Source organism: Ensifer adhaerens, from assembly GCF_001270265.1.
In the GTDB taxonomy this organism is placed as follows: Bacteria; Pseudomonadota; Alphaproteobacteria; order Rhizobiales; family Rhizobiaceae; genus Ensifer; species Ensifer adhaerens_B.
This window is the reverse complement of the sequence record NZ_LGAP01000001.1, coordinates 784,141-809,890: the sequence shown is the minus strand read 5'-3', so window position 1 is coordinate 809,890 and position 25,750 is coordinate 784,141. Positions and strand designations below refer to the sequence as shown.

Below are 25,750 nucleotides of genomic sequence, written 5' to 3'. Positions count from 1 at the left end.
TATCCGACTGATTCTGAACAAAGATCGTGATCACAATTGACTGAGCAAAGCACTCCCGGCGGCGGAAAGACTCCGCCAGGCATCGAGCCGATTTCCATCATCGAGGAAATGCAGCGGTCCTATCTCGATTACGCCATGAGCGTCATCGTCAGCCGCGCGCTTCCAGACGTGCGTGACGGTCTGAAACCCGTTCATCGCCGCATCCTCTACGGGATGAGCGAGCTCGGCATCGACTGGAACAAGAAGTACGTCAAATGCGCCCGCGTCACCGGGGACGTGATGGGTAAGTACCACCCGCACGGCAACTCGGCGATCTACGACGCGCTGGCGCGCATGGCCCAGGACTGGTCGCTGCGGTTGCCGCTGATCGACGGCCAAGGCAACTTCGGCTCCGTCGACGGCGACCCGCCGGCGGCAGAGCGCTACACCGAGTGCCGTCTGCAGAAGGCCGCGCACTCGCTGCTCGACGACCTCGACAAGGAAACGGTCGATTTCCGCGACAACTATGACGGCACGCTGAGCGAGCCTGTGGTAGTGCCCGCGAAGTTCCCGAACCTGCTCGTCAACGGCGCCGGCGGCATCGCGGTCGGCATGGCGACCAACATTCCGCCGCACAATCTCGTCGAAGTCATCAACGGCTGCATGGCGCTGATCGACAATCCGGCGATCGAACTGCCGGAGCTGATGGAAATCATCCCCGGGCCGGACTTCCCGACCGGCGCGCTGATCTTGGGCCGTTCGGGCATCCGCTCGGCCTACGAGACCGGCCGCGGCTCGGTCATCATGCGCGGCCGTGCCCATATCGAACCGATGCGCGGCGATCGCGAGCAGATCATCATCACCGAGATCCCCTTCCAGGTGAACAAGGCGACGATGATCGAGAAGATGGCCGAACTGGTGCGCGACAAGCGCATCGAAGGCATCTCGGATCTGCGCGACGAATCGGACCGTCAGGGCTACCGCGTCGTCGTCGAACTCAAGCGCGACGCCAATGCCGACGTCATCCTGAACCAGCTTTACCGTTACACGCCGCTGCAGTCGTCCTTCGGCTGCAACATGGTGGCGCTCAACGGCGGCAAGCCGGAACAGATGACGCTGCTCGACATGCTGCGCGCCTTCGTCGCCTTCCGCGAAGAAGTCGTTAGCCGGAGAACGAAATACCTGCTGCGCAAGGCGCGCGACCGCGCCCACGTCCTGGTCGGTCTCGCCATTGCCGTTGCCAACATCGACGAAGTGATCAAGCTGATCCGGCAGGCGCCCGATCCGCAGACCGCGCGCGAACAGTTGATGGAACGCCGCTGGCCGGCGCATGACGTCGACAGCCTCATCCGGCTGATCGACGATCCGCGTCACCGGATCAACGAAGACAACACCTACAACCTGTCGGAAGAGCAGGCGCGCGCCATTCTCGACCTGCGTCTGCAGCGCCTGACCGCGCTCGGTCGCGACGAAATCGGCGACGAACTCAACAAGATCGGCGAGGAAATCAAGGATTACCTCGACATTCTGTCGTCGCGCCTTCGTATCATGACGATCGTCAAGGACGAGCTGACCGCCATTAGCCAGGAGTTCGGCACGCCGCGTCGCAGCGAGATCGCCGAAGGCGGCCCTGATATGGACGACGAGGACCTGATCGCCCGCGAAGACATGGTCGTGACCGTCTCGCATCTCGGCTACATCAAGCGCGTGCCGCTGACGACCTATCGTGCGCAGCGCCGCGGCGGCAAGGGCCGCTCCGGCATGGCGACCAGGGACGAGGATTTCGTTACCCGGCTATTCGTTGCCAATACCCATACGCCGGTTCTTTTCTTCTCTTCTCGCGGCATCGTCTACAAGGAGAAGGTCTGGCGTCTGCCGATCGGCACGCCGCAGTCGCGCGGCAAGGCGCTGATCAACATGCTGCCGCTGGAACCCGGCGAACGCATCACGACGATCATGCCGTTGCCCGAGGACGAAACGACGTGGGAAAACCTCGACGTCATGTTCTCGACGACCCGCGGCACGGTTCGCCGCAACAAACTTTCCGACTTCGTCCAGGTCAACCGCAACGGCAAGATCGCGATGAAGCTGGAGGAGGATGGCGATGAGATTCTCTCGGTCGACACCTGCACCGAGCATGACGACGTCATGCTGACGACGGCGCTCGGCCAGTGCATCCGCTTCCCCGTCGACGACGTGCGCGTCTTTGCCGGCCGCAACTCGATCGGCGTGCGCGGCATCAACCTTGGCGATGGCGACCGCATCATCTCGATGGCGATTCTTGGCCATGTCGACGCCGAGCCATGGGAACGGGCGGCCTACCTGAAGCGTGCAGCCGCCGAGCGGCGTACGACCAACGGCGAAGAGGAAGAAATCGCTCTGGTCGGCGAGGAAGTCACCGAAGGCGGCGAACTCAGCAACGAGCGTTACGAAGAGCTGAAGGCGCGCGAACAGTTCGTGCTGACGGTTTCGGAGAAGGGCTTCGGCAAGCGTTCGTCGTCCTACGATTTCCGCACTTCGGGTCGCGGCGGCAAGGGCATCCGCGCCACCGATACCTCGAAGACGGCTGAAATCGGCGTGCTCGTCGCGGCCTTCCCGATCGAAGACAACGACCAGATCATGCTCGTCTCCGACGGCGGTCAGCTGATCCGCGTGCCGATCAATGGCGTCCGGCTTGCGAGCCGCGCCACCAAGGGCGTGACGATCTTCTCGACGGCCAAGGACGAAAAGGTCGTCTCGGTCGAGCGCATCAGCGAACCGGAAGGCGACGAAGAGGGCGAGGAACTGGTGGCGGCGGAAAACGGCGCACCGGAAACGCCTGAAGCCGAAGCCTGATAGACAGCTTCAACCGACTGAAAAGCCCGCCAAATGGCGGGCTTTTCTTATGAGGCGGACATCTCCTGAGGCTTGCGAATATAAGCCCTCAATCCCTTAGCTAGCGCGTCGAAAACCACGCGGCAACGCGGCGCCGTCTTCAGGTTTTCATGCATGACGAGCCAAGTCTCGAGCTTCATTGCGAAGTCGTCCGCCAGCACGGGAAGAATGTCGGGATCCCGGGCAGCAAGTGCGTTCTGGCAGATGCCGATGCCGAAACCGGCTCGAATGGCGGCAAGCTGCGCGAGGTTGCTGTCTGCCTTCAACGCAAAGCGCACCTCCGGCAGGTCCGGCGAGCGGCCGATGATTGCCCGGATTGCCGCCGTCTCGCGATCGTAGCCGATCAGGCTGTGCCGGCTGAGATCGGCAAGCGTCTCCGGTATGCCGCGCCGGTCAAGGTAGCGGCGATGGGCGTGAAAGCCGAGAGATACCGCACCAATGTGAAGCGCCACCAGCGCATCCTGGCCGGGAACGGCCATCCGCACCGCAATGTCCGCCTCCCGCCGCAGAATGTCCTCGATCGCATCGGAAGCCGAGAGCTCGATGGTCAGATCCGGATATTGCGCATGCAGTTCGGCGAGGATCGGCGGCAATACCTCGATACCGATCACTTCGCTGGCACTGATGCGCACCGTACCGCTCACCGTGTTCTGCTGACCGGAGGCGGCACGAAGCAGCGCTGCTGACGTTGCTGCCAGCGTTTCGGCATAGGGCTGCAGCGCCCGGGCGGCATCGGTCGGCAGCAGCCCCTGCGGCGAACGTGTGAACAGTGGAAACCCGAGCATCTCCTCCATCGCATCGACATGGCGCCCGACGGTCGGCTGCGTCAGTCCGAGCTCGCGCGCGGCCGCCGACAGCGAGCCTTCCTTCAGCACCATCAGGAAAGTCCGGTAGTAGTCCCAGCTCGGTTCAATCTTACTCATACATAAAAGTATAGCGATGAAACAGAAAACGGCAATTCCGTTTATCCCGGACTTGCAGGACAGTGTTTCCATCAGAACAGATGGAGCAGATGTGATGGCCGACAAACTGGAAAAGGCAAGAACAGTCCTGGTGTTGGGCGCAACCGGCGGCATCGGTGGTGCTGTTGCCCGCGGCCTCAGCCGACGGGGATGGAGAGTGCGCGCACTCAACCGCAATATCACAAAGGCAGCGAAGACGGCAGCTGCGTTCGAATGGGTGGAGGGCGATGCAATGAAGCGGCTCGACGTTCGCGCCGCCGCAGAAGGCGTCGAGCTGATCGTGCATGCCGTCAATCCGCCCGGCTATCGAAACTGGGGGACGCTGGTGTTGCCGATGCTCGACAACACGATTGCTGCCGCGAAAGCGGAAGGCGCACGCATTCTCTTGCCAGGCACGATCTACAATTTCGGTCCGGATTCTTTCCCCGTCCTGACCGAGGACAGCCCGCAGAACCCGCATACGGACAAGGGCATGATCCGCAAGGAAATGGAACTTCGGCTTAAGGCTGCGTCAGACGCCGGTGTCGGCGTGATCATCCTGCGGGCAGGGGATTTCTTTGGTCCTGACGCCGCCAACAACTGGTTTTCGCAAGGGCTGGTAAAGCCGGGCAAGCCGCTGAGCGCCATCAGCTATCCCGGCAGGAAGGGCATCGCGCACCAATGGGCGTATCTGCCCGATGTGGCCGAGACGATGATCGGTCTGGTCGAGCGCGCCGAGGACCTGCCGGCCTTTGCGGTCTACCATATGCGCGGCTTCATCGATGACAACGGCACGAAGATGATTGCTGCCATCAGGCGTGCGGCAGGACGTCAGGCGCTTCCGGCACGTGCCTTTCCATGGTGGCTGATGACGCTGGCATCGCCTTTCGTTCCTCTCTTTCGGGAGCTGCGCAAGATGCGCTACGTCTGGCGCCAACCGCTGCAGATGCCGAACGATCGCCTGGTAGCATTTCTCGGCGAGGAGCCGCATACGCCCATCGATGAAGCCATGGCCACAACGCTCAATTCGCTCGGCTGCCTGCCGCAGAGTGCCGGACAAATCGGGGTCGGCGAGGGACTCACGCCCGCAAAGCTGCCGGTCAGTTCCTGAAAACCAGGCAGGCACCACCATTTTTCCGTATGGTGGCGCAAAGCGCATTGGCTTCCGCCTGGCTGTCGCGACCGATGCGGGCGGCATACCGAATGCGGCGACCAAAGCTGGCATTGCGCTCACGCAGCAGCAACGCCTTCTCGCTACGGATCGATGCCGGCAACCGTTTGACCGCGTTGACGAACAGCCGCTGCGCTATCGACTTCTGAAAATGTGCGGCAAGCTGTACGCCCCAGGGCGCCCACTCGGCCTCGTCGATCACGTCGATCTCGCGCAGTTGCCGCGTGCTTGCGAGCGCCACACAGCCGTCGAGGAAATTCTTGTTCTTGTCGAGTGTCAGATCGAGTGTCTTGGGGGGATTGTCCCGCCAGTCCTCGACGCTGTAGGCGGTGATCGCCAGCACATAGTTGCGCGTCTCCGCAGGCAGCCAATCGACTTCGAGAAAACGCTCAAGCCCATTTTCACCGGCATTGTAGGCGGCGGCGGCAAAACCGAGATTGCCGTAGCGCGTCTTGAGTTCACCGAGATACTCGGCCGATTTCCCCAGGGCGGCAACGACGTCGAAGCTGTTGGAAAGGCCGCGCATTTTCGCCGTGCCTGGCATGAACTGCGCGATCCCTTCGGCCCCTTTCGGGCTGACCGCATTCGGCCGGAACAGGCTTTCGCGCCAGATCAGGCGCGCAAAGAAGGCTGAAGGCAGATCATTCGCCGCGGCATAGTGATCGATGACGCCGCAAACGTCGCGCTCGAAGCTTTCCTTGCTGACACACAGGGATTTGGCGGGGTCCATGGCTGACCGGCCGACATAGATGCATTTTGCACGCACCGGCAGTTCGTCGATGCGGGCATGGGCAATTTCCGGCATTCCCAAACTCAGGGCGATCAACAACGCGAGCAGCCCCCTGGCAGCACACGCAAAACTCTTTGAGCCGCCGTTCCCCATGCAGTGCCCGCAATGCCTCATCGAACAGACCGGCTTCATACATAGCATCTCGCGGGGCTCGGAAAAACCCACCCGTCAGGCGGGTGAGCCGGTGGAGAGCACCAATTGCATGAAGGTCAGATCCAGCCAACGGCCGAACTTCGTCCCGACTTCGCGCATTCGGCCGGTTTCGGTGAAACCCAACTGCTGGTGAAGCCGGATCGAGGCGGCATTCTCCGATTCTATCCCCGCCACCATCACGTGCTTGTCGAGACGCTCGGCCGCGGCGATCAAGGCAACCATCAGCTGGCGGCCGATGCCGCCACCACGGCAGCTGCGGTGGACATATACGGAATGCTCGACCGTGTGCCGATAGCCGTCGAACGGCCGCCAGTCTCCAAAAGAGGCGTAGCCGGCAACATCGCCGTGATCAGATACGGCGACGAGGACCGGGTATCCGACATCGCTTCGCGCCTTGAGCCAGGCAGATCGATTGGCGACATCGACGATCGTCTCGTTCCAGATGGCGGTCGTATTGGCCACCGCGTCGTTGTAGATGTCGCAGATGACCGGCAGGTCATCTTCCCTTGCTTGCCTGATCAGCATGTTGCCTCGCATGTTCGTACACTATATGACTACGACATGGATACTAAAGTGTACAGCCTCGATCAACGCATCAGCGATCGCATCCGCCTTGAACGGGAAATCCGTGGCTGGTCGCTGAGCGAGCTTGCCGAGCGCTCCGGCGTCTCCCGCACGATGATCCACAAGATCGAGCGCGCGGACAGTAGCCCGACGGCGACCTTGCTTGCACGGCTTTCAGGCGCATTCGGCCTGACCATGTCGACACTGATCGCCCGAGCTGAAATCCACGAAGGTCGCCTGTCGCGCCGTGATAACCAGCCGATCTGGCGGGATCCGCAAAGCGGATATCTCAGGCGGCATGTCTCGCCGAACTCCGACCTGCCGCTGGAACTGGTCGAGGTCGAACTGCCGGCGGGCGCGGAAGTGCCCATGCCGGCGGCCGCCTACGCGATGTTTCGCCAGTTGATCTGGGTGAAACAGGGCACTTTGACCTTCACGGAAGGCGAAGAAACGCATGTGCTGGCAGAGGGCGATTGCTTGGAGCTTGGCCCACCCAAAGACTGCATCTTCCGCAACGGCGGCGACACGTCATGTGTCTATGCAGTGATCCTCTTGAAAAGCCGCTGACGCTATTTGTCGAGTTCGGCTGCAGCGATCCGTGCGATCAGCATTTCGCCTTCGACATTGAAGTCGTCGTCATCCTCCAAGAACCAGGCGGCAGAGAGTCCGGAATAGGCCAGAATCCAGGAAAGGATACGGCGCGGCGCCAGCCCCGCCGCCTCGGCGACAACAGGCAGGTGGCGTTGCAGGCGACCGGGTTCGGTCACCACAGCCAGTTCCGGATTGCAGAAGAGATTGGCGTAATCGTAACCCGGATCGCCATAGACCGGCTTCGAATCGATCGCCAACCAGCCACGGGCGCCGAAGTCGAGAATGTTGCCGTGATGAATATCCGCGTGCAGCACGACCGGCGGATGAGGATCGGCAAACAAGGCCTCCGCTGCCGCCAGCGAACGCGCCAGAACGCCGCCATGGGTACGCGCCGCCGGTGCCAGCGCTGCAAACCACCGTTCAAGCGGGATGAGATCCGGAACAGGCGTTTCGCGGGGAGCATGGAGCGCGGCCACGGTGTTGCAGATGATTCGGGTCGCAGCCTCGTCGCTTCCCGTCATCGCCATATGAAACAGCGATCGCCGGCTGTCGGTACGCTCCATCACAAGCGCGTCGTCGTCTGCGGCATAGACTTCGGCTGCACCCTGACCGGCCCACCAGCGCATCGACAACCGGCCGCGCTGCTCTTCGTCATCCTCCGCGACCTTCAGCATTGCCGGCAGACCGCGCCAGCGCACCGGCAGCAGTTGGCTCGATCGCGTGGCGACCCTTCCGCCGCCCGGCTGCAGCGACCATTTTTCGAGGAAGAAAGAAAACAGGGGGGGGGGGACACCCAAAAAAACGACCAACCCCCGCCGATCGGCGGGGCTTGAGGGGTGGGGTGGGATCAGGCGCCCCGTTCCAGGGCGGGGGAGTCGGTATAACCCTTTGCTCCCCCGCCATAGAACGTCGCCTGATCCGGCGCATTCAGCGGAGCGTTTTCCTTCAACCGCTCGACAAGGTCCGGATTGGCAATGAACGGCTTACCAAAGGCAACCAGATCGGCCTCGCCGCTTTCGACGGTCTTTGCTGCGAGATCGCGATCATAGCCGTTGTTCGTCATCCAGGCCGCCTTGCCGCCCGCTGCAACATAGGCAGCACGCAGTGCATGGTAATCGAACGGACGTTCGCCCTGTTGATGGTCACGCGGACCGCCGGTCGCACCCTCGATAATGTGGATGTAGGCGAAGGGATAGCGAGCCAGGTTCTTGACGACATAGCCGAAGAGCGGCTGCGGCTCCGGATCGAAGGCATCGTTGGCGGGCGTCACCGGCGAAAGGCGAATACCGACACGGCCAGCCCCGATCTCCGATGTGATGGCATCGACCACCTGGAACAGAAAGCGGGCGCGGTTCTCGATCGAACCGCCATAGGCGTCGGTGCGCTCGTTCGAGCCGGAACGCAGGAACTGGTCGATGAGATAGCCATTGGCTGCGTGGATCTCGACGCCATCAAAGCCAGCATCGATCGCGGCACGAGCGGCCTTGCGATAGTCCTCGACGATCCCATCGAGCTCGGAGATGTCGAGCGCACGCGGCTCCGAGGTTTCGGCGAACGAGCCCGTGCCATCCGGATTGATCAGGTAGGTCTTGGACTTTGCCCTTATCGCCGACGGCGCTACCGGCTTGCCACCGCCCGGCTGCAGCGAATCATGCGAAATCCGGCCGACATGCCACATCTGCACGACGATACGACCGCCCTTGGCATGCACGGCATCGGTAACCTTGCGCCAGCCATCGAGGGCTTCGGGTAAATAGAGGCCGGGCACATCGGCATAGCCCTGGCCCTGCTGGGTGATCGCGGTCGCCTCGGTGATCAACAGGCCGGCCGATGCGCGCTGTTCGTAGTAGGTGGCGTTGAGGGTGTTCGGTACGGCCTTTGGCGAACGATTGCGCGTCAGTGGTGCCATGACGATACGGTTCTTCAGAGCGATGTCGCCGACAGTGATGGGGTCGAAGAGGGTGGCCATTGCAGGTCCTTTCGGTTTCAGTTTGAATCTTGGGGGGTGGGTGTCAGAGACTGCCGATGTCCTTCAGGAACGCAGCAATCGTCTCCTCGTTGCGCCTGTAGAAAACCCATTGGCCGAGGCGCCGGGTCGACACCAGGCCAGCGCGCTGGAGAATGGCGAGATGGGAAGACACGGTGGACTGCGACAGGCCGCAGCGCTCGAACTGGCCCGCACAAACACCCATTTCGAACGGATGCTCCTGCGTCGGAAAGTGCGCCTCGGGCTCCTTCAGCCAAGCAAGAATGTTCACTCTTGCCGGGTGCGCCAGGGCCTTTAAGATTTCGTCTCGATCCATCGTCTATCGCCATATCGCGTTTTATCGATAAATGTATCGCCGATGAGCGATATACAAATCACAAGAACGTGAGGAGAAAATGGGCAAAAAAAGAGGGCCACAAGAAAACTTGGGCCCTTGTAGTTGTGAAGGTAATTAAAACCTCCAGAGGGGAACAGCTGCTGCGGTGGCGGGGAGGAGAAAGCCACCAAGAATGCATCAGCTGCATTTTGATATGGGAAGCGAAGTACCGGCTTTCAATAGCCGGCTGTGAATTTCGTCACGGCTCGCCCGTGTCCTAACAGTAGACAAAAAAAGAGGGCCGCAAGATGACTTGGGCCCTTATAGTTGTGAAGGTAATTAAACCTCCAGAGGGGAACAGCTGCTGCGGTGGCACTGGGAGGAGAAGCCACCAAAGATGCATCAGCTGAGGGTGGTATGCTGCTTTTTTGAGCGGGCAGCAATCATTTAATATGCATGTCAGCCATGTGATGCGCGCATCACTGCCCATTTTTGCATCGCACAAACAAAATGCGGCGCACAAAATGCGCCGCACCATAGAAATTACAATTAGAAAACAACGAACTAAGCGACCATCCGGCAAATGCTCACAAATCAAGCAATGGCGGCTACGACGTCAGAAGCTCCAGTTCCTCGCCTTGGCGACAATGTAGTCGCGGAAGACTTTGAGCTTGGCGGCATTCTTCATCTCGTCCGGATAGCAGAAATAGGTGTCGAACGACGGGATGTCGGCGCTGATCGGAAGTTGTATGAGGCCCGGGTCGCGGCCGACGATATAGTCGGGCAGCATCGCGATGCCGATGCCGAGCAGGCAGGCGCGCTTGATCGAGGTCTGGCTGTTGATCTGTAAGTGCGAGGTCCGCGGATTGTCGGAATCGCGACCGGCGATTTCGAGCCAATTGACATCAAGCAGGTAGTTCGGCGCCGGTTCACCGAAGGTGATGATGCGGTGATTGTCGAGATCGTCAAGCGACTGCGGTTCGCCGTGCTTGTTGATGTAGGAGGGCGCCGCGTAGACGTGCATATGCACGGTGAAGAGCTTGCGCTGGATCAGGTCGGACTGCTGCGGCTGGCGCAGGCGAATGGCGCAGTCGGCATGCCGCATGTTCACATCAAGCTCCTCGTTGTCGAGGATCAGCTGTACCTGGACGTCCGGGTGCAGAGACATGAATTCCTGAATCTTGTCGGTCAGCCAGCCCTGGCCAAGGCCAACGGTCGTCGTGATGCGCAGCTTGCCGCTCGGCTTGTCCGTCGTCTCGCTCAGTTGCACCTTGACGCTTTCGAGCTTCATCAGCACTTCGTGCGCGGTCCGGTAGAGGATCTCGCCCTGCTCGGTCAGGATCAGGCCGCGCGCGTGGCGATGAAACAGCTTGATGCCGACGTCCTGCTCAAGCGAGCTCACCTGACGGCTGATCGCCGACTGAGAGAGATGGAGCTTGTCTGCCGCATGCGTGAACGACCCAGCCTCGGCCGCCGCGTGAAAAATGCGCAGTTTGTCCCAATCCAGCGACATGAAGTCCCCCATATGAAATCACCCCGGGGGACGGGATCATGTCCTCCGGGTGCGGCTGATGCATCTGTTCCCAACGGAAAGGCTCCTTGCGGGGAGCCTCCCGATTCGCAGCTTCTATTCGGCTGCAATTGCGACGGGCATATGACCCGCCAGGTATTTCTCGGCCTCAAGCGCCGCCATGCACCCCATGCCTGCAGCGGTCACGGCCTGGCGGTAGATGTCGTCGGTGACGTCACCTGCGGCAAAAACGCCTGATACATCCGTCGCCGTCGAATCAGCGGCTGTCCAGAGATAGCCGTTCGATTTCTGCCGAAGCTTGCCCTTGAACAGTTCGACGGCGGGCGCATGGCCGATTGCGACGAAGACGCCATCCGTGACCATGTCGCTGGTTTCGCCGGTCCTGGTGTTGCGCAGCTTGACGCCATTGACCGACGCCGGCATCGGCGGCTTGGGGGCAGCGCCGAGGTATTCGACGACCTCGTGGTCCCAGATGATCTTGATGTTGGACTTGGCGAACAGCCGCTCCTGCAGGATCTTTTCCGCGCGGAACGAATCGCGCCGGTGAACGACAGTGACCGTCTTTGCCAGATTGGAGAGATAAAGAGCCTCTTCAACGGCCGAGTTGCCGCCGCCGACGACGATCACGTCCTTGTTGCGATAGAAGAACCCGTCGCAAGTGGCGCAGGCCGATACGCCGAAGCCCATGAAGGTCGGCTCGGTTTCGATGCCGAGCCACTTGGCCTTGGCGCCGGTGGCGATGATCAAGGCGTCGGCCGTCCAGTCATTGCCACTATCGGTCTTGACCCGGAAGGGACGAACGGAAAGGTCGACATCCGTCACCAGATCGTTAACGATCTCAGCACCGACATGCGTCGCCTGCTTCAGCATCTGTTCCATCATCCAGGGCCCCTGGACCGGGTCGGCATAGCCCGGATAGTTCTCCACATCGGTGGTGATCATCAACTGGCCGCCCTGTTCCATACCGGCGATCAGAACGGGTTCCAGCATTGCGCGCGCCGTGTAGATGGCGGCAGTGTAGCCGGCCGGGCCGGAGCCGATGATCAGCACTTTTACATGGCGGGCAGTCATGGTCTTGTCCTTCGCTCACCGAACAGCCGAAGGGCATGTCCGCTTCCGTTACATCACAGGCAAATAGTGCCATACTTTAGGTATTCCCCCAGGGGACTTTCAAGGGCGGCAGCGGTGATACACACAAGTGCTTGAGCCCAAGGCGCCGATTTGACACCAGATCAGGCATTTTTGCACCGCTTGCGTCGCGCGCATTCACGTCACAAGCCCGTGATCACACGGCATGGGAAGCGGGGCAGCAACAGAGGCATGAGATATAGCATCGCCAGCGGCATGACATTAGCCCCCTGCGTGCCGTACGGACGGACCAGGGCGGAGGGTAAAGTCCGGGTTGCCACAGATTTTTCGATGTATCGCCCCGAATGAATCGACTTTAGCCGCCCCGGCCGCACCGTAGCGCCGGTTTTCCCGCGAATAGTGGGCGCAGATGCTTGTTGTCGGATCAGTTTGGCGATATTTCACGCGGATTCACTTTGCTGGAGAGGCATATGGGGTTGAATGCAAGCCGCGTTTGGCTCGACCGCGAACTCATCGCGTTTGGCAATTCACCACCGGAGAATTGTCTCGCCCTCGATATGGCCCCCGGATCGCAAACATACGCCGTCACGTCTACACGATCGCACGGCGAACGCGCAAAGCTCGCGCTTGCCGAACAGGAATGCAGGCGCAGCATCTATCGCCACATGCAGGTCGAACGGACGGGCCGCAGTCGGCCGACCTTATGGCCATCCTGATATAATCGGCTCGGCGACGACAACACGCCGGGCAACCAACAAGAATACTCCTGTTTCGACTTAGCCTTGTGCGCCAAAGTCGCCGTGTGAAAAGGACGAACCTTCATGACGAAACAAGTCGAGCTCGACGCAATCGATCTCAAGATCCTTCGCGAGCTCCAGCGTGACGGCAGGATGACCAATGTGGACCTCGCCCAGCGTGTCGGCATCTCGGCGCCACCGTGTCTGCGACGCGTTCGCAAACTCGAGGAAACCGGCGTCATCAAGGGCTACCACGCGCTGCTGAACGCGCCGGCGCTCGGCTTCGACCTGGTTGCGTTCTGCATGGTGGGCCTCAAGCGGCAGTCGGAGGCGGATCTCAAGGCGTTCGCAGCGGCAACGGCCGAATGGCAGATCGTGCGCCAGGCGTGGACGGTCTCGGGCGAAAGCGACTTCCTGCTTCACTGCGTTGCCGAAAACCTGACCGCGTTTCAGGATTTCGTCATCGAAGTTTTGACGGCCAACGAGCGGGTCGATACGGTGCGCACGATGTTGACCATTCGCCAGGTCAAGGATATCGGGCTGGTCCAGATCTAGGATCCCGAAGACTTGAGGATCCGCAACGGCAGCGAGGCTCCCTTGGAGAACGCAGACACGACCGGAGTTGAGTGGCGTCATCCATGAGCAAACTTCCGCTTTCCGCCTTCATCATCTGCCAGAACGAAGAGGCCTATCTCGGCAACTGCATCGAGAGCCTAACGCAATGCGCCGAAATCGTCATCGTCGATTCAGGATCGACGGATGGAACCGCCGCACTTGTGCAATCCTTCGTCGACAAGGGGTGGCCGATCCGCTTCATGCACGAGCCGTGGCGGGGCTATGCGGGCCAGAAGCAGTTCGCACTCGATCAGTGCACACAGCCCTGGTGCTTCAACATCGACTCCGATGAGCGTCTCGATGAACCGCTCAAGGCGCTTTTACCATCGCTCCTCGACGGACCGGCCGAGACCGTTGGTTGGCGCGTGGCGCGCCGCCCCTATCTGATCGGTTACGGCTACACGCCGGAGCGCGTGCACGAGCGCCGCAACCTGCGCCTGATCCGCAAGGGCAGGGGACGCTACGACCTCAATCAGAAGGTACACGAAGGGATCGTCCCGGACGGTCAGGTCGGCGTGGCCCGCAAGGGCAGCCTGCTTCACTATCGTCCACTTGTTATCGACGAGCAGATCCTGAAGGAAAACAAGTATTCGACGCTGAAGGCAGACCAGCAGTTTGCTGCGGGTAAACCGCCGCGCCCCTACAAGATGCTCGTTAGCCCACCGCTCTATTTCTATCGTCTCTATTTCCGCAACGGGCTTTGGCGCTGCGGCTTCCCCGGGTTCATCGAAGCCATGACCGGGGCCGTCTACGCATTTTTGACTGCCGCCAAGATCTATCAGAGGCACGCGCTGAAGCGCCATCCGAACCATGACGACATGGATCGGCCGCGCCGGCAGCCGTGAGGTTCCCATGAAAGTCATGCACTACCACTTCGGCAAGGACGGCGGCGCGGAGCGCTTCTTCGTCCATCTCGTCAACTCCTTGGCCGAGCGCGGCGTCGACCAGACGGCGGTCATTCGTCCCGGGCGCATCTGGCGCAAGGACATCGAAGGCGCGACGCGGATCGTCGAGAGCAATTTCCGCAATCTCTCGCTCGACCGCATCCTGCTGCCAATGAAGGTCAGCAGCATGGCGCGGCGGGAAAAGCCGGACGCACTGTTTGCCTGGATGCCGCGCGCCAGCCGGCTGATGCCGAACTACAAGGGTTGCATCAAGATCTCGCGGCTCGGCGACTATCCGCTGCGTCTCGACTATTTCCGCAACACCGACTGCCTCGTCTGCAACACACCTGGTATCGCCGAACATGTGCGCAACATCGGTTGGAAGCGCGATGTCGAGGTCATCTCCAATTTCACCGGTACCGAACGGGTCCCGCCCGTCAGCCGCGCGACGCTCGATACGCCAGACAACGCGCCGGTGGTGATGTCGATGGGCCGCTTCGTTCCGCGCAAGGGTTTCCATACGCTGATCGAAGCGATCGCCAAGGTGCCGGACGTACACCTCTGGCTGATCGGCGACGGCGAACAGCGCGAAAACCTGGAAAAGCTCGCCGCCGACCTGGGTGTTGCAAACCGCGTTCGCTTCGCCGGATGGCAGAAGGACGTCCGCCCGTTCCTCGCCGCCGCCGACATCTTCGTGATGGCGTCAAGCCACGAGCCGCTTGGCAACGTCGTTCTCGAATCCTGGGCGCAAGGGACACCGGTCGTTTCCAGCCGCTCTGAAGGTCCGCAATGGTTCATGCGTGACGGCGAAAACGGCCTGATGGTCGATATCGGCGATGCCGACGGTTTCGGCCGTGCCATAGAGCGCATCGCCAACGACCAGCAACTTGGCTTGCGCTTGGCGGAACGCGGACACGAGACGCTGATGAACCAGTTTTCCAAGCAGGCCATCACCGATGCCTATCTGAAACTCTTCACCTCGAAGAAATAGGCAACTGGCCATTCGGCCAGTCAGCGCATCAGCCGCTCGTACACCGCATTGATGGCGGCCGCTTCACCTTCGATCGCAAACGAGGTGGCGGTCCGCGCCAGGCCGCTCGCGCCGGCCGCCGTGCGCCGCCGGTCATCATCCATGAAGGCGGCCGTCGCCTCCACCATGGCTTGAAGATTGTCGGCCGGAACGACCGTGCCGGTTTCGTCGGTTCCGCTCACAACGAGCTCTGAAAATGCACCGACATCCGTCGCCACGACCGGAATACCCGATGCCATGGCTTCGAGCGGCGTCAGGCCGAACCCTTCCCAGCGCTGCGGCGCGACGAAAAGATCGAGTGCCCGGTACCAGTCGGGGATGTTGGTGTGTTCGCCGACAAATAGAATGCGCTCGGCAAGTCCGGCTTTCGCGACGCGCTCCTTGAGCTCGTTTTCAAACGCCACATGCGGCCCCGTGGCCCGGCCAGCGACGATCGCGCTCCAGCCCGGACGGCAGGGCAGGAGGGCGATCATGCTGTCGACGAAAAGATCGGTGCCCTTCTGACGGCGGACCCGTCCGAAGCAGCCGACGAACTTCTGGGCCGGGTCGACGTCGAGCGCGGCTTTCGCCTGGTGCCGATCGGCCGGAGGCTCGAATCGTCTGGTGTCGATACCGTGCAGGATGACGTCGTTCGGCACTTCGAGATAGGCGGCGGTTTTGCCGCTTGTCGCGATCACCGCGTCCATCCGCCCGATCAGAAATTTGCTCCAACCCGTATGGCGGCGCTGCGATGCCGAGGTGAAGGCGATCTTCAACTTCATGCGCAAGAGATCGCGCAGGATTATCGCCGGCAACATCTCGACATTGCGGCGTGCGTGCCAGACGCGGCAGCGCCGGCCCGCCGGTGCTTTCCAGAGATGCAAGAGATCGAGAAACCGGATCGAAGGCAGGCTGTCGGGAAGGCCGGGGCCAAGCACCGCGATCTTCTGACCCAGCGCGCGCTGGATCGGGATCAGTTGGATGATCGTCGAGGTAACGCCCGAGAGGCGTCGCTTGAAATTGGGAGCGATGACCTCGACGTCCCGGATATCAGCCACGGAAGCGCTCTCCTTGGGCATGCGACAATCAATGTCTTGGAAGGCAGGGGGATCGGGGCGAAGCGGAACCGCCGCCCCAAAGGGGCTATCAGCCCCAGTTTACCGCGAGGATTTCGTAAGCCTTGGAACCGCCGGGAGCGTTCACTTCGATGGAATCACCGACTTCCTTGCCGATCAGCGCGCGGGCGATCGGCGACGAGATCGAGATGCGGCCAGCCTTCACGTCGGCTTCCTGGTCGCCGACGATCTGATAGGTCTTTTCTTCGTCAGTGTCCTCGTCGACGAGCTTCACCTTGGCGCCGAACTTGATCTTTGAACCGGACATCTTCGACAGATCGATGACTTCAGCGCGTGCGATCAGATCTTCGAGTTCGCCGACGCGGCCCTCGTTGTGGCTCTGGGCTTCCTTGGCCGCATGATACTCGGCATTTTCCGACAAGTCGCCATGCGCGCGTGCCTCAGCGATGGCCTCGATGATTCGTGGTCGCTCTTCCTGCTGGCGCCAGCGCAGCTCCTCCTGCAGGTTGACGAATCCACCCTGTGTCATCGGCACTTTGTCGACCATTTCAATGTCCTTCATCAAGAACGAGGCGCCGCTTGGGGGCGGCGCCAACGCAAAAGAAAACGGTCTCCGGCGCGTAAACACCGGAACCGTCCGAAATATCCGAACCGTTCTTATAGCAGAAAGGAAAGCGCCAATGCCAGATTTTTCGCCACGATCCACGGCACCCTTCACGCAGGACGCAACCTGTAGGCGCTCTTCGAAAATCGACATCCTCACGAAATGGGCTTTACCTCAACCGCGGTTGAGGTCGTAACAGTTCTGTTTCCGAAATGACCAACAGGCGGAAATGACAGGATGAGCATGACAAAAGACGGCCGCGACGCTGGAAAATCCGGCCCGCATTCAGAAGCGGAGGGGCGTTGGAGCGAGTTGCTGCAGCCCAACCACCTAGCGGCCACCGTGACGCTTTGCCTCGGTGTCGCGCTCTTCGCCTTCAACGAGTTCTTCATCTCGACGGCACTGCCGACGGCTGTCGAGGACTTTGGCGGCGCGGCACTGCTCTCCTGGGCTTTCACGCTCTATCTCGTCTTTGCCATCGTCGGCGGGGCGCTCGCGGCGAACGTGAAGGCTCGCTTCGGCGCCCGCAACACGTTGATTGCAGCGGCACTTGTTTTCGTTGCCGGTACCGCGATCGCAACGCTGGCGACGAGCATGCCGCAGGTCCTGGTCGGAAGACTGTTTCAAGGTTTGGGCGAGGGCGTCATTGCCGCCGTCTGCTACGCGCTGATCCCCGAACTTTTCCCGCCACGGCTCGTGCCGAAAGTTTTCGGCGCCGAGGCCATCGTCTGGGCGACCGCGGCCTTTGCTGGCCCACTCATATCAGGATTTCTGACCGAATACTGGTCATGGCGTGCGGCATTCTTCGTCAATATTCCCGCTGCCGCGATCTTCATCGCGCTTGTTGTCGCCATCGTTCCCCGACAGACGAGGTCGTCTCAAGTCGTGCAACCCATTCCGCTCCTTCGCCTGTCCGCATTCGGCCTCGGCATATTGCTGATCTCGGTTTCGAACATGGTGCAGAACGGCTTTGCCATGGCAGCCTTGCTGGTGACGGCGATCGCCATTCTCGTCAACACCATCCACATCGACCGCCGATCCAGACATTCGATCCTGCCACTCGGCGCGTTCGCAGTCCGGCGGCCGCTCGGCACTGGCCTCTGGATCATTCTATTGATGCCACTGGCTCAGGCCTCCGGCTCCGTCTACCTGGTCTATGGCCTGCAGCATCTGTGGAATTTCGGTCCGACGGCCGCTGGCTTCTCCAGCGCCTTGATGGCGATGTCGTGGAGCCTGACGGCCATCCTGGTTGCAAGCCTTCGCTCGCACGATCTGCGTGTGCGGTTGATTTGGGTGGGGCCACTGCTTCTATGCCTCGGTCTCGTCGGCTTGACACTGGCGATCGCAACAGGGGAGTTTCGGCTGGTTTTTGCGGGCCAGGTTGCCATCGGGGCCGGATTCGGCGTCTGCTGGGGCACGCTCAGCCAATTGCTGATGGACGTGTCGCCAACCGCCGAGCGGGACAAGACATCTGCGCTACTGCCGACGCTGCAATCGGCAGGCTATGCGATCGGCGCCGCTGCCTTCGGACTGACGGCCAACATGCGCGGCTTCGATGAAGGTGCGCGCGTGGTGGTCATTCGCGACGCTCTGCTGGCAGTCTTCGCCATCGCTTGCGTGATCTCGATCGCGTCGTTGGTCTTCGGCATCAGAACCGTCCGGCTTGCGCACGGAAAGCGATCGACCGAGGCCCGAATCAGATCGCGGTACCCCGTGCCGATCGATTGATCAGATGAGCGCGGATAGGGCGGGGTGGACGTCGACGGGCCGGTGGAAAACACCCAGGCTGCGACGACCGATCAAAGCGTCCTGTTCGCGACCACGGCCATTGGATGGTGCGATCATCGCCAGAAGCTCGCCGTTGCCGGACCGGATATGGACCTTCAGAGATCCGTAGTCGGCATCGCGGCCGATCCTGTCAGCAATTCGCTGGCCGTAATACAAGGCGGAACCTTCGTCGAAGTGGCTGATGCCATCCTCGTCGACAAAACGCTCGTCGCCCCAATACAAATCGAAGAAATAGACCTGCACGATGTTGCCCCATCCCATGCGCATGGCCGGGTCTTTCCGGTCTTGGGAGCGCATGCGGACATATAAGCATCCGGCTGCCGAACGCAGGCTGAACCCGGCGTTCAGGTGGCGTTCACAACCATGAAGGGAGATTGCGCGCGCTCGACGCACCGCGTCAGCTGGGGGCGCCTGCCTGAATGCGGTGTTTGTGCATATGCAGGTCGATGCCAGCGTTAGTCGTTCCCGGGCAAAAGCCTGAGACTGCGGGCACCCGGGGATGCTGACAAAGCTGATTTCGCGGCCGCCCCGCTCGCCGTCATCCTCGGGCTTGACCCGAGGATCTAGTCCTGCTTCCGCGGCTCAAGGCACTGGATGCTCGGGTCAAGCCCGAGCATGACGGAGAGAGTGGAACCGTTGGCGATCCATTGCGTCGAAGCAGCGTTCGTCAGCAGACGGCTGCGCGCATCCGGGGATACGCGCACCTTTTTTTGAATCAGGCCTTGAAGTAGCTCTGAAGCGGGCGGACTTCGAGGTTACCGGCCTTGAGCGCCTTGATCGCGCGCGCCGCCGCCTCTGCACCGGCCATCGTGGTGTAGTAGGGCACCTTCTGCATCAGCGTTGCACGGCGAAGGGATTTGGAGTCGGAGATCGCCTTGTTGCCGTCGGTCGTGTTGATGACAAGCTGGACCTGGCGGTTGCGGATCGCGTCCTCGACGTGCGGACGGCCTTCCTGGACCTTGTTGACCTTGATCGCGGCAATGCCGTTTTCGCCGAGGAAGCGGGCGGTACCGCCGGTGGCCATCACCTTGAAGCCGATGTCGACGAGAATGCGGATGGCCGGCAGGACGCGGGTCTTGTCCTCGTCGCGGACCGATACGAACACCGTTCCGTCGCGCGGCAGGTCGACGCCAGCGCCGAGCTGCGACTTGGCGAAGGCAAGCGCATAGTCGGTGTCGAGGCCGATGACTTCGCCGGTCGAGCGCATTTCCGGACCGAGCAGCGTATCGACACCGGGGAAGCGGGCGAACGGGAACACAGCTTCCTTGACGGCGATGTGCTTCAGGTTGCGCGGGTCGGGCTTCTCGCCGTAAGCGGCAATCGCCACGTCGAGCGCTTCACCGGCCATGACGCGGGCAGCGATCTTGGCGATCGGCGCGCCGATGGTCTTGGCGACGAAGGGCACGGTGCGCGAGGCGCGCGGATTGACTTCAAGCACGTAGATGGTGCCGTCCTTGATCGCGAACTGGACGTTCATCAGGCCGCCGACATTGAGCGCCTTGGCAAGTGCCGTCGTCTGGCGCTCCAGTTCGTCGACCACTGCGGTGTCGAGCGTGTGAACCGGCAGCGAGCAGGCGCTGTCGCCGGAGTGAATGCCGGCTTCCTCGATGTGCTCCATGATGCCCGAGACGAACACGTCCTTGCCGTCGCAGAGGCAGTCGACGTCCACTTCCGTGGCATTGGTCAGGTAGCTGTCGAACAGCAGCGGGTTCTTGCCGAGCAGCGTGTTGATCTGGCCGGTCTTGTCGTTCGGGTAACGTTGCTTGATATCTTCCGGAACGAGGCCCGGAACCGTATCGAGCAGATAGGTCTGCAGCATGCTTTCCGAATGGATGATCTGCATCGCCCGGCCGCCGAGAACGTAGGACGGACGCACGACCAGCGGGAAGCCGATTTCGGCGGCAACGAGGCGCGCCTGCTCGACCGAGTAGGCAATGCCGTTGTTCGGCTGGTTGAGGTCGAGCTTTATCAGCAGTTTCTGGAAGCGGTCGCGATCCTCGGCAAGGTCGATCATGTCGGGCGCGGTGCCGAGGATCGGGATGCCGTTCTTTTCCAGCGCTTCGGCCAGCTTCAGCGGCGTCTGGCCACCGAACTGCACGATGACGCCGACCAGCTCGCCCTTTTCCTGTTCGGCGCGCATGATCTCGATCACGTCTTCGGCCGTCAGCGGTTCGAAGTAGAGACGGTCCGACGTGTCGTAGTCGGTCGAAACGGTCTCGGGGTTGCAGTTGATCATGATCGCTTCATACCCGGCATCCTTCAGAGCGAAGGCCGCATGGCAGCAGCAATAGTCGAACTCGATGCCCTGTCCGATACGGTTCGGACCGCCGCCGAGGATGACGACCTTCTTGCGGTCGGAGACCTCGGCTTCAGAACGAGCGGCACCGACGAAGGGCGTCTCGTAGGTCGAATACATGTAGGCGGTCGGCGAGGCGAATTCGGCCGCGCAGGTGTCGATGCGCTTGTAGACCGGGCGGACATTGAGCGCGTTGCGCAGCTCCGCTACTTCCTTCGGGCGCTTGCCGCCGAGCGTTGCCAGCCGGGCATCGGAGAAGCCCATGGCCTTCAGCATGCGCAGGTTCTCGGCGTCCTGAGGCAGGCCGTGCTCGCGGATGCGCGCTTCCATGTCGACGATCGCCTTGAACTGGGCGATGAACCACGGGTCGATCTTGCTCGCCTCGTGAACCTCGGCCTCGCTCATGCCGAGACGCAGGGCCTGGGCAACCATGCGCAAACGGTCCGGCGTCGGTGTGCCGATCGCGGCCCGGATGGCGTTGCGGCCATCGCCGTTCTCGTCCATGTCCGGGATTTCGATCTCATCGAGACCGGTGAGGCCGGTCTCAAGGCCACGCAGGGCCTTCTGCAGCGATTCGGCAAAGGTGCGGCCGATCGCCATGACTTCGCCGACCGACTTCATCGCGGTAGTCAGGACCGGCGAGGCGCCCGGGAATTTCTCGAAGGCGAAGCGCGGGATCTTGGTGACGACATAGTCGATCGACGGTTCGAACGACGCCGGCGTCGCGCCGCCAGTGATGTCGTTTTCAAGTTCGTCGAGCGTGTAGCCGATCGCAAGCTTCGCCGCGATCTTGGCGATCGGGAAGCCGGTTGCTTTGGAAGCGAGAGCCGAAGAACGCGAAACGCGCGGGTTCATCTCGATGACGACGAGACGACCGTCCTTCGGGTTGACGGCGAACTGCACGTTCGAGCCGCCGGTCTCAACGCCGATCTCGCGCAGCACCGCGATCGAGGCGTTGCGCATGATCTGGTATTCCTTGTCCGTCAGCGTCAGCGCCGGAGCAACGGTGATCGAATCGCCGGTGTGCACACCCATCGGGTCGATGTTTTCAATCGAGCAGATGATGATGCAGTTGTCCGCTGTGTCGCGGACGACCTCCATCTCGTACTCCTTCCAGCCGAGAACCGATTCTTCGATCAGCACTTCGGTAGTGGGAGAGGCGTCGAGGCCGCTGCCGACGATGTCGAAGAATTCGGTGCGGTTGTAGGCAATGCCACCGCCGGTCCCACCGAGCGTAAACGACGGGCGGATAATCGCCGGCAGGCCGACATCATCGAGCGCCTGCGCGGCAATTGCCATCGCATGGTTCATGTAGCGCTGCTTGCGATCGCCTTCACCGAGATTCCACTGGTTTTCCAGTTCGTCGAGCGCCTTGTCGAGTTCCGGCCCGGAAAGGCGGCCCTTCAGTTCGGCGCGCTCGGCTTCATGAACCTTGCGGTCGTGGTCCTTGATATCCGTGGCGTTCGCCAGGCGCGACTTCGGCGTCTCGAGACCGATCTTCGCCATCGCCTCGCGGAAGAGCGCGCGGTCTTCGGCCTTGTCGATCGCTTCCGGCTTGGCGCCGATCATCTCGACATTGTAGCGGTCGAGAACGCCCATGCGGCGCAGCGACAGCGCGGTGTTGAGCGCGGTCTGGCCGCCCATGGTCGGCAGCAGCGCGTCGGGGCGCTCCTTGGCAATAATCTTGGCGACGACTTCCGGTGTGATCGGCTCGACGTAGGTCGCGTCCGCCAGGCCCGGGTCGGTCATGATCGTTGCCGGGTTGGAGTTGACGAGGATGACGCGGTAGCCTTCCTCCTTCAGCGCCTTACAGGCCTGGGTGCCGGAATAGTCGAATTCGCATGCCTGACCGATGACGATCGGCCCCGCGCCGATGATGAGGATCGATTTGATATCTTGGCGTTTCGGCATGGTCGGTCATCCGTTTCTAGCTGCGCGAAAAACCGGCCAAAGTGGGAGGTCACCGGCCGGGCACGCATTGATGGTCTTTTCAGGCTAGAAGCGGCTTATAGGCAAATGTATCTGCAAGCGAAACCCCGAAAATTCCGGAATCGACAGGAAAGCCGACATATTTCGGCATCCGCTTTGCCACGGGTTCAGCCCGCCGAACGAAAGCCGCACGCAGGGCGTCAAACACGGCTCGGCACCACCAGAACCTTGACCTCGCCGGCAGCAGGCGGACGGGCGATGACGGCGGCCGTTTCATCGAGCGAAACGCGCCGTGAGATCAGCTTGTCGATCTCGATCGCGCCAGAGGCAACGAGGTCCGCGGCGCGGCGATGAACGAACGGATTGATGAAGGATCCAAGCACGCGCAGTTCGCGAAAGAGAATGTCGAACGGTTCGATCTCGACCTTTTCACCCTGCGGCATCACGCCGAGAATGACGACGGTGCCGCCCGCTTTGGCGAGCCGCGTCGATTGTCGCACCGTCTCGGCGACACCCGCACATTCGATCACGACATCGACGCCGCCCGGAACGAGCCCTGCAGGACCAGCAATGGCTTCGATGATATCGCTCGCCGAGGGATCGACGGTTGCCGTTGCCCCGATTTCCTCGGCGAGCCTGCGCTTTGCCGCCTGCCGCGTCGAAAGAATGACGGTCGTCGCCCCCGCCAGCCGTGCAAGCTGCACAGTCAAGAGCCCGATCACTCCACCGCCGAGAACGACGACGGACGATCCGGCACGAATGCCGGAGAGATCGATGCCATGCAGGCAGCAGGCGAGGGGTTCGCAGAAGGCGCCATGCACCGGATCGAGACTAAGGGGGATTTCATGCGCCTGCTTTCGCGGAACGATGGCATAATCGGCAAAGCCGCCATCGCGGTGGATGCCGATCGCGCGCAACGCGTGGCAAAGGTTGACCCGCCCGGCGCGGCATTGCGGGCAGCGGCCGCAGGAAATGTTCGGATCGCCGGTGATGCGAGCACCGATGGCGATATCGCTGACATCATCGCCGACGGCTTCCACGATGCCGCAGAATTCGTGGCCGAGCGTGACGGGCGGTGTCGACGGAAAATCTCCGTGCAGGAGATGCCGGTCCGTGCCGCAGATGCCGCAGGCCTCGACCCGAACCAGCAGATCACCGGGACCGGGAGCGGGCTTGTCCACCTCGCGCACAAACAGGTTGCCAATCGCCTCGAGCCGCAACGCCTTCATGACCATGCCTCCCTGTGTATTTCCCCAGGCGAATAGGATCGTCAAAGCGGAACATCGTCAACTGCGCGATCAAGGATGCGGTCAACCCCAGCGCTGCCGCACGGCCGCGGCATAGGTGCGGCTCACCGGCACTTCGGTTCCATCCCTGAGCAGGATGGCGATGCGGCCGTTGTCGCGGACGAGGCGCTCGAAATGCGCGTCCGATACCCAATGGGAGCGATGCACTTGCAGGCCCGGCACCGCGCCAAGTTCACCGAGCGCGTCTGCGAAGCGCAACAGGATAAGCTCGCGCCCGAGGGTGGTCGTGACTTCCGTATAGTGATCGCTGACGGTCAGGTGCAGCGGCAAGCCGCGATTGGCGGGTTTCAGGCGCAGCAGCAGCGGTACCCGGCCCGCATCCGTCTGGGGAACCGGGTCGCCGGACGCCATTGCGGCGGTACCGGTGTCGCTCAACTCCAAAGCGGCTTCAGTGTTCATCGTCATCCAGGTCAGGGCGCAAAACAGCAGCGACAGGAACAGGCCGGTGGCGATGTCGGTCATGATGCTTGCCACCGTTGGCGTTACAGAAAAGGTTGCGGCCCCGATCGCGGTGGTCACGAGACCGATCGGTATGCTGGCAACTGCCGCGCCGAGCATCATGCGAACGAAACCGGAGGCAACCCTCGCGCGCAGCAGGCCATTGGCAAGCACGGCCGAAACGATTGCAATCGTCCAGGTGACGGCGTGCAGCACGAGCCAGAACCCGAGCCGGGGCACGACAGCCAGGCGTTCGGCAGTGCCATAAGGCCCCGTGACCCAAAAGATCAACGCGACTGCTGCAAAGGTTGCCCAGAGGCGCGGCGCATTGACGACAAGATGCAGTTCACGAAGCGTGGATTGTAGAAATGGGCGTTTCACGAAGTTTTCCGTCTGTTCCAGTCAAAGCATTTGAGCGCAGCCAAGAGATTGCCGCAAGTTCGGGCAAATCAACAACATAGATATTGGCCATGACACTCGAACCTCTTCTCCATGCACCGTACGCAGTCCAGTTGCATGTCGCCACCGTTATTCCGGCAGCAATCCTTGGCGCTTTTCTGCTGGCTCGACCGAAGGGTACGCGCCCGCATCGACTGCTCGGCAAAATCTGGCTCGCGCTCATGGTGGTGACCGCATCTTCCACGTTCTTCATTCATGAAATCAAACTGATCGGCGACTTCAGCCCCATCCACCTGCTGTCGATCTATGTGCTGTTCGGCAGCTGGCAGGCGATTGCGGCCGCGCGGCGCCACGACATCCCCGCGCATCGCGGTCATGTGGCCGGCATGTATCTCGGCGGCATCGTCGTTGCCGGCCTCTTCACACTGCTGCCCGGAAGGCTGATGCAGGTCAGCCTGTTCTCCGAGCTTTCGATCTGGCAGGCAGCGGTGAGGGCGGCTCCGCTGGCGGTGCTACTCATTTCCGCGGCCGTCCTCTCGATCCGACAGGGTCGTCTCTTCGGTCGCGGCAAGTCCTCGAAAAGATTGGCATGATCGCAACCTTGCGGGCCCGATTGCGTTTTACAACTGCATTCGGCCCGGCATATAAAAGGTCTGACCGATATTGCGTATCGCCCCATGCC

Annotated in this window: 22 protein-coding genes; 8 read left to right on the top strand and 14 right to left on the bottom strand. The window is 61.5% G+C overall.

The window, feature by feature from the left end; genetic code table 11:
• Positions 1 to 36: 36 nt before the first annotated feature.
• The gene (gyrA, locus tag AC244_RS03935; RefSeq protein ID WP_053247457.1) at positions 37 to 2,814 is read left to right on the top strand and encodes a DNA gyrase subunit A; all 2,778 of its coding nucleotides are present in this window, start codon (positions 37 to 39) and stop codon (positions 2,812 to 2,814) included.
• Positions 2,815 to 2,861: 47 nt separating this feature from the next.
• Here gyrA and AC244_RS03930 read toward each other — a convergent pair whose 3' ends face one another.
• A complete protein-coding gene (locus AC244_RS03930) occupies positions 2,862 to 3,776 on the bottom strand; it encodes a LysR family transcriptional regulator (RefSeq protein ID WP_053247456.1) in 915 nt (304 codons plus the stop codon).
• A 94-nt stretch (positions 3,777 to 3,870) separates the two neighbouring features.
• Here AC244_RS03930 and AC244_RS03925 point away from each other — a divergent pair, with 94 nt between their 5' ends.
• Positions 3,871 to 4,905 carry an SDR family NAD(P)-dependent oxidoreductase gene (locus AC244_RS03925; protein ID WP_053247455.1) on the top strand — a complete coding sequence of 345 codons (1,035 nt, stop codon included), beginning with the start codon at positions 3,871 to 3,873 and terminating at the stop codon, positions 4,903 to 4,905.
• Here the strand turns inward: AC244_RS03925 and AC244_RS03920 are convergent.
• The gene (locus AC244_RS03920; protein ID WP_234716838.1) at positions 4,895 to 5,770 is read right to left on the bottom strand and encodes a lytic transglycosylase domain-containing protein; all 876 of its coding nucleotides are present in this window, start codon (positions 5,768 to 5,770) and stop codon (positions 4,895 to 4,897) included. The two genes, AC244_RS03925 and AC244_RS03920, sit on opposite strands and share 11 nt — an antisense overlap.
• A 153-nt stretch (positions 5,771 to 5,923) precedes the next feature.
• Complete coding sequence (locus AC244_RS03915; protein ID WP_053247453.1) at positions 5,924 to 6,433, bottom strand: GNAT family N-acetyltransferase; 510 nt, start codon at positions 6,431 to 6,433, stop codon at positions 5,924 to 5,926.
• A gap of 36 nt (positions 6,434 to 6,469) precedes the next feature.
• Here AC244_RS03915 and AC244_RS03910 point away from each other — a divergent pair, with 36 nt between their 5' ends.
• Positions 6,470 to 7,039 carry a helix-turn-helix domain-containing protein gene (locus tag AC244_RS03910; RefSeq protein ID WP_053247452.1) on the top strand — a complete coding sequence of 190 codons (570 nt, stop codon included), beginning with the start codon at positions 6,470 to 6,472 and terminating at the stop codon, positions 7,037 to 7,039.
• A 2-nt stretch (positions 7,040 to 7,041) separates the two neighbouring features.
• Here the strand turns inward: AC244_RS03910 and AC244_RS03905 are convergent, their stop codons facing one another.
• The 5 genes from AC244_RS03905 to trxB form a co-directional block, all read right to left on the bottom strand.
• Positions 7,042 to 7,842: an aminoglycoside phosphotransferase family protein gene (locus AC244_RS03905; RefSeq protein WP_053247675.1), complete on the bottom strand. Its 801-nt coding sequence runs from the start codon at positions 7,840 to 7,842 to the stop codon at positions 7,042 to 7,044.
• 68 nt (positions 7,843 to 7,910) lie between these two features.
• On the bottom strand, positions 7,911 to 9,032 hold the full coding sequence (locus AC244_RS03900; protein WP_053247451.1) for an alkene reductase: 1,122 nt from the start codon (positions 9,030 to 9,032) through the stop codon (positions 7,911 to 7,913).
• Positions 9,033 to 9,075: 43 nt separating this feature from the next.
• A complete protein-coding gene (locus AC244_RS03895; RefSeq protein ID WP_053247450.1) occupies positions 9,076 to 9,366 on the bottom strand; it encodes an ArsR/SmtB family transcription factor in 291 nt (96 codons plus the stop codon).
• Between the two features lie 616 nt (positions 9,367 to 9,982).
• The gene (locus AC244_RS03890; RefSeq protein WP_038577011.1) at positions 9,983 to 10,879 is read right to left on the bottom strand and encodes a LysR family transcriptional regulator VtlR; all 897 of its coding nucleotides are present in this window, start codon (positions 10,877 to 10,879) and stop codon (positions 9,983 to 9,985) included.
• 114 nt (positions 10,880 to 10,993) lie between these two features.
• Positions 10,994 to 11,968, bottom strand: a complete 975-nt coding sequence (gene trxB, locus AC244_RS03885; RefSeq protein WP_053247449.1) for a thioredoxin-disulfide reductase — start codon at positions 11,966 to 11,968, stop codon at positions 10,994 to 10,996.
• An 839-nt stretch (positions 11,969 to 12,807) separates the two neighbouring features.
• Between trxB and AC244_RS03875 the strand changes: the two genes are divergently transcribed.
• From AC244_RS03875 to AC244_RS03865, 3 genes are all read left to right on the top strand, one after another.
• Positions 12,808 to 13,278: an Lrp/AsnC family transcriptional regulator gene (locus AC244_RS03875; RefSeq protein WP_053247447.1), complete on the top strand. Its 471-nt coding sequence runs from the start codon at positions 12,808 to 12,810 to the stop codon at positions 13,276 to 13,278.
• Positions 13,279 to 13,361: 83 nt separating this feature from the next.
• Positions 13,362 to 14,183, top strand: a complete 822-nt coding sequence (locus AC244_RS03870; RefSeq protein ID WP_053247446.1) for a glycosyltransferase family 2 protein — start codon at positions 13,362 to 13,364, stop codon at positions 14,181 to 14,183.
• 7 nt (positions 14,184 to 14,190) lie between these two features.
• Complete coding sequence (locus AC244_RS03865; RefSeq protein WP_053247674.1) at positions 14,191 to 15,213, top strand: glycosyltransferase; 1,023 nt, start codon at positions 14,191 to 14,193, stop codon at positions 15,211 to 15,213.
• Positions 15,214 to 15,233: 20 nt separating this feature from the next.
• Here the strand turns inward: AC244_RS03865 and AC244_RS03860 are convergent, their stop codons facing one another.
• Complete coding sequence (locus AC244_RS03860; RefSeq protein WP_053247445.1) at positions 15,234 to 16,289, bottom strand: glycosyltransferase family 4 protein; 1,056 nt, start codon at positions 16,287 to 16,289, stop codon at positions 15,234 to 15,236.
• 88 nt (positions 16,290 to 16,377) lie between these two features.
• Positions 16,378 to 16,854, bottom strand: coding sequence for a transcription elongation factor GreA (greA, locus tag AC244_RS03855; RefSeq protein WP_053247673.1), 477 nt, complete (start codon positions 16,852 to 16,854; stop codon positions 16,378 to 16,380).
• Between the two features lie 294 nt (positions 16,855 to 17,148).
• Between greA and AC244_RS03850 the strand changes: the two genes are divergently transcribed.
• Complete coding sequence (locus AC244_RS03850; protein ID WP_053247444.1) at positions 17,149 to 18,639, top strand: MFS transporter; 1,491 nt, start codon at positions 17,149 to 17,151, stop codon at positions 18,637 to 18,639.
• On the opposite strand, the gene AC244_RS03845 is transcribed toward AC244_RS03850, so the two are convergent.
• The 4 genes from AC244_RS03845 to AC244_RS03830 all read right to left on the bottom strand — a co-directional run bounded on the left by AC244_RS03845 (position 18,640) and on the right by AC244_RS03830 (position 25,050).
• Positions 18,640 to 18,942 (bottom strand): hypothetical protein, encoded by a 303-nt coding sequence (locus AC244_RS03845; RefSeq protein ID WP_152975827.1) that lies wholly within the window; start codon positions 18,940 to 18,942, stop codon positions 18,640 to 18,642. It abuts the gene before it with no gap.
• 472 nt (positions 18,943 to 19,414) lie between these two features.
• The gene (gene carB / locus AC244_RS03840; RefSeq protein ID WP_053247442.1) at positions 19,415 to 22,906 is read right to left on the bottom strand and encodes a carbamoyl-phosphate synthase large subunit; all 3,492 of its coding nucleotides are present in this window, start codon (positions 22,904 to 22,906) and stop codon (positions 19,415 to 19,417) included.
• A gap of 218 nt (positions 22,907 to 23,124) precedes the next feature.
• Entirely contained in the window at positions 23,125 to 24,153 is a 1,029-nt protein-coding gene (locus AC244_RS03835; RefSeq protein WP_053247672.1) for a zinc-dependent alcohol dehydrogenase family protein, read from the bottom strand.
• Between the two features lie 81 nt (positions 24,154 to 24,234).
• Positions 24,235 to 25,050: a LytTR family DNA-binding domain-containing protein gene (locus AC244_RS03830; protein WP_053247441.1), complete on the bottom strand. Its 816-nt coding sequence runs from the start codon at positions 25,048 to 25,050 to the stop codon at positions 24,235 to 24,237.
• Positions 25,051 to 25,139: 89 nt separating this feature from the next.
• Between AC244_RS03830 and AC244_RS03825 the strand changes: the two genes are divergently transcribed.
• On the top strand, positions 25,140 to 25,661 hold the full coding sequence (locus tag AC244_RS03825; RefSeq protein ID WP_053247440.1) for a DUF2306 domain-containing protein: 522 nt from the start codon (positions 25,140 to 25,142) through the stop codon (positions 25,659 to 25,661).
• Positions 25,662 to 25,750 lie beyond the last annotated feature (89 nt).

What these genes read in the sequence shown, in the direction of transcription:
- greA (WP_053247673.1), bottom strand. Translation starts at nt 16,854, where the DNA reads ATGGTCGACAAAGTGCCGATGACACAGGGTGGATTCGTCAACCTGCAG.
- AC244_RS03865 (WP_053247674.1), top strand. Translation starts at nt 14,191, where the DNA reads ATGAAAGTCATGCACTACCACTTCGGCAAGGACGGCGGCGCGGAGCGC.
- AC244_RS03825 (WP_053247440.1), top strand. Translation starts at nt 25,140, where the DNA reads ATGACACTCGAACCTCTTCTCCATGCACCGTACGCAGTCCAGTTGCAT.
- AC244_RS03850 (WP_053247444.1), top strand. Translation starts at nt 17,149, where the DNA reads ATGAGCATGACAAAAGACGGCCGCGACGCTGGAAAATCCGGCCCGCAT.
- AC244_RS03915 (WP_053247453.1), bottom strand. Translation starts at nt 6,433, where the DNA reads ATGCTGATCAGGCAAGCAAGGGAAGATGACCTGCCGGTCATCTGCGAC.
- AC244_RS03930 (WP_053247456.1), bottom strand. Translation starts at nt 3,776, where the DNA reads ATGAGTAAGATTGAACCGAGCTGGGACTACTACCGGACTTTCCTGATG.
- AC244_RS03835 (WP_053247672.1), bottom strand. Translation starts at nt 24,153, where the DNA reads ATGAAGGCGTTGCGGCTCGAGGCGATTGGCAACCTGTTTGTGCGCGAG.
- trxB (WP_053247449.1), bottom strand. Translation starts at nt 11,968, where the DNA reads ATGACTGCCCGCCATGTAAAAGTGCTGATCATCGGCTCCGGCCCGGCC.
- AC244_RS03900 (WP_053247451.1), bottom strand. Translation starts at nt 9,032, where the DNA reads ATGGCCACCCTCTTCGACCCCATCACTGTCGGCGACATCGCTCTGAAG.
- AC244_RS03870 (WP_053247446.1), top strand. Translation starts at nt 13,362, where the DNA reads ATGAGCAAACTTCCGCTTTCCGCCTTCATCATCTGCCAGAACGAAGAG.
- carB (WP_053247442.1), bottom strand. Translation starts at nt 22,906, where the DNA reads ATGCCGAAACGCCAAGATATCAAATCGATCCTCATCATCGGCGCGGGG.
- AC244_RS03920 (WP_234716838.1), bottom strand. Translation starts at nt 5,770, where the DNA reads ATGCCGGAAATTGCCCATGCCCGCATCGACGAACTGCCGGTGCGTGCA.
- AC244_RS03925 (WP_053247455.1), top strand. Translation starts at nt 3,871, where the DNA reads ATGGCCGACAAACTGGAAAAGGCAAGAACAGTCCTGGTGTTGGGCGCA.
- AC244_RS03910 (WP_053247452.1), top strand. Translation starts at nt 6,470, where the DNA reads ATGGATACTAAAGTGTACAGCCTCGATCAACGCATCAGCGATCGCATC.
- AC244_RS03875 (WP_053247447.1), top strand. Translation starts at nt 12,808, where the DNA reads ATGACGAAACAAGTCGAGCTCGACGCAATCGATCTCAAGATCCTTCGC.
- AC244_RS03895 (WP_053247450.1), bottom strand. Translation starts at nt 9,366, where the DNA reads ATGGATCGAGACGAAATCTTAAAGGCCCTGGCGCACCCGGCAAGAGTG.
- AC244_RS03890 (WP_038577011.1), bottom strand. Translation starts at nt 10,879, where the DNA reads ATGTCGCTGGATTGGGACAAACTGCGCATTTTTCACGCGGCGGCCGAG.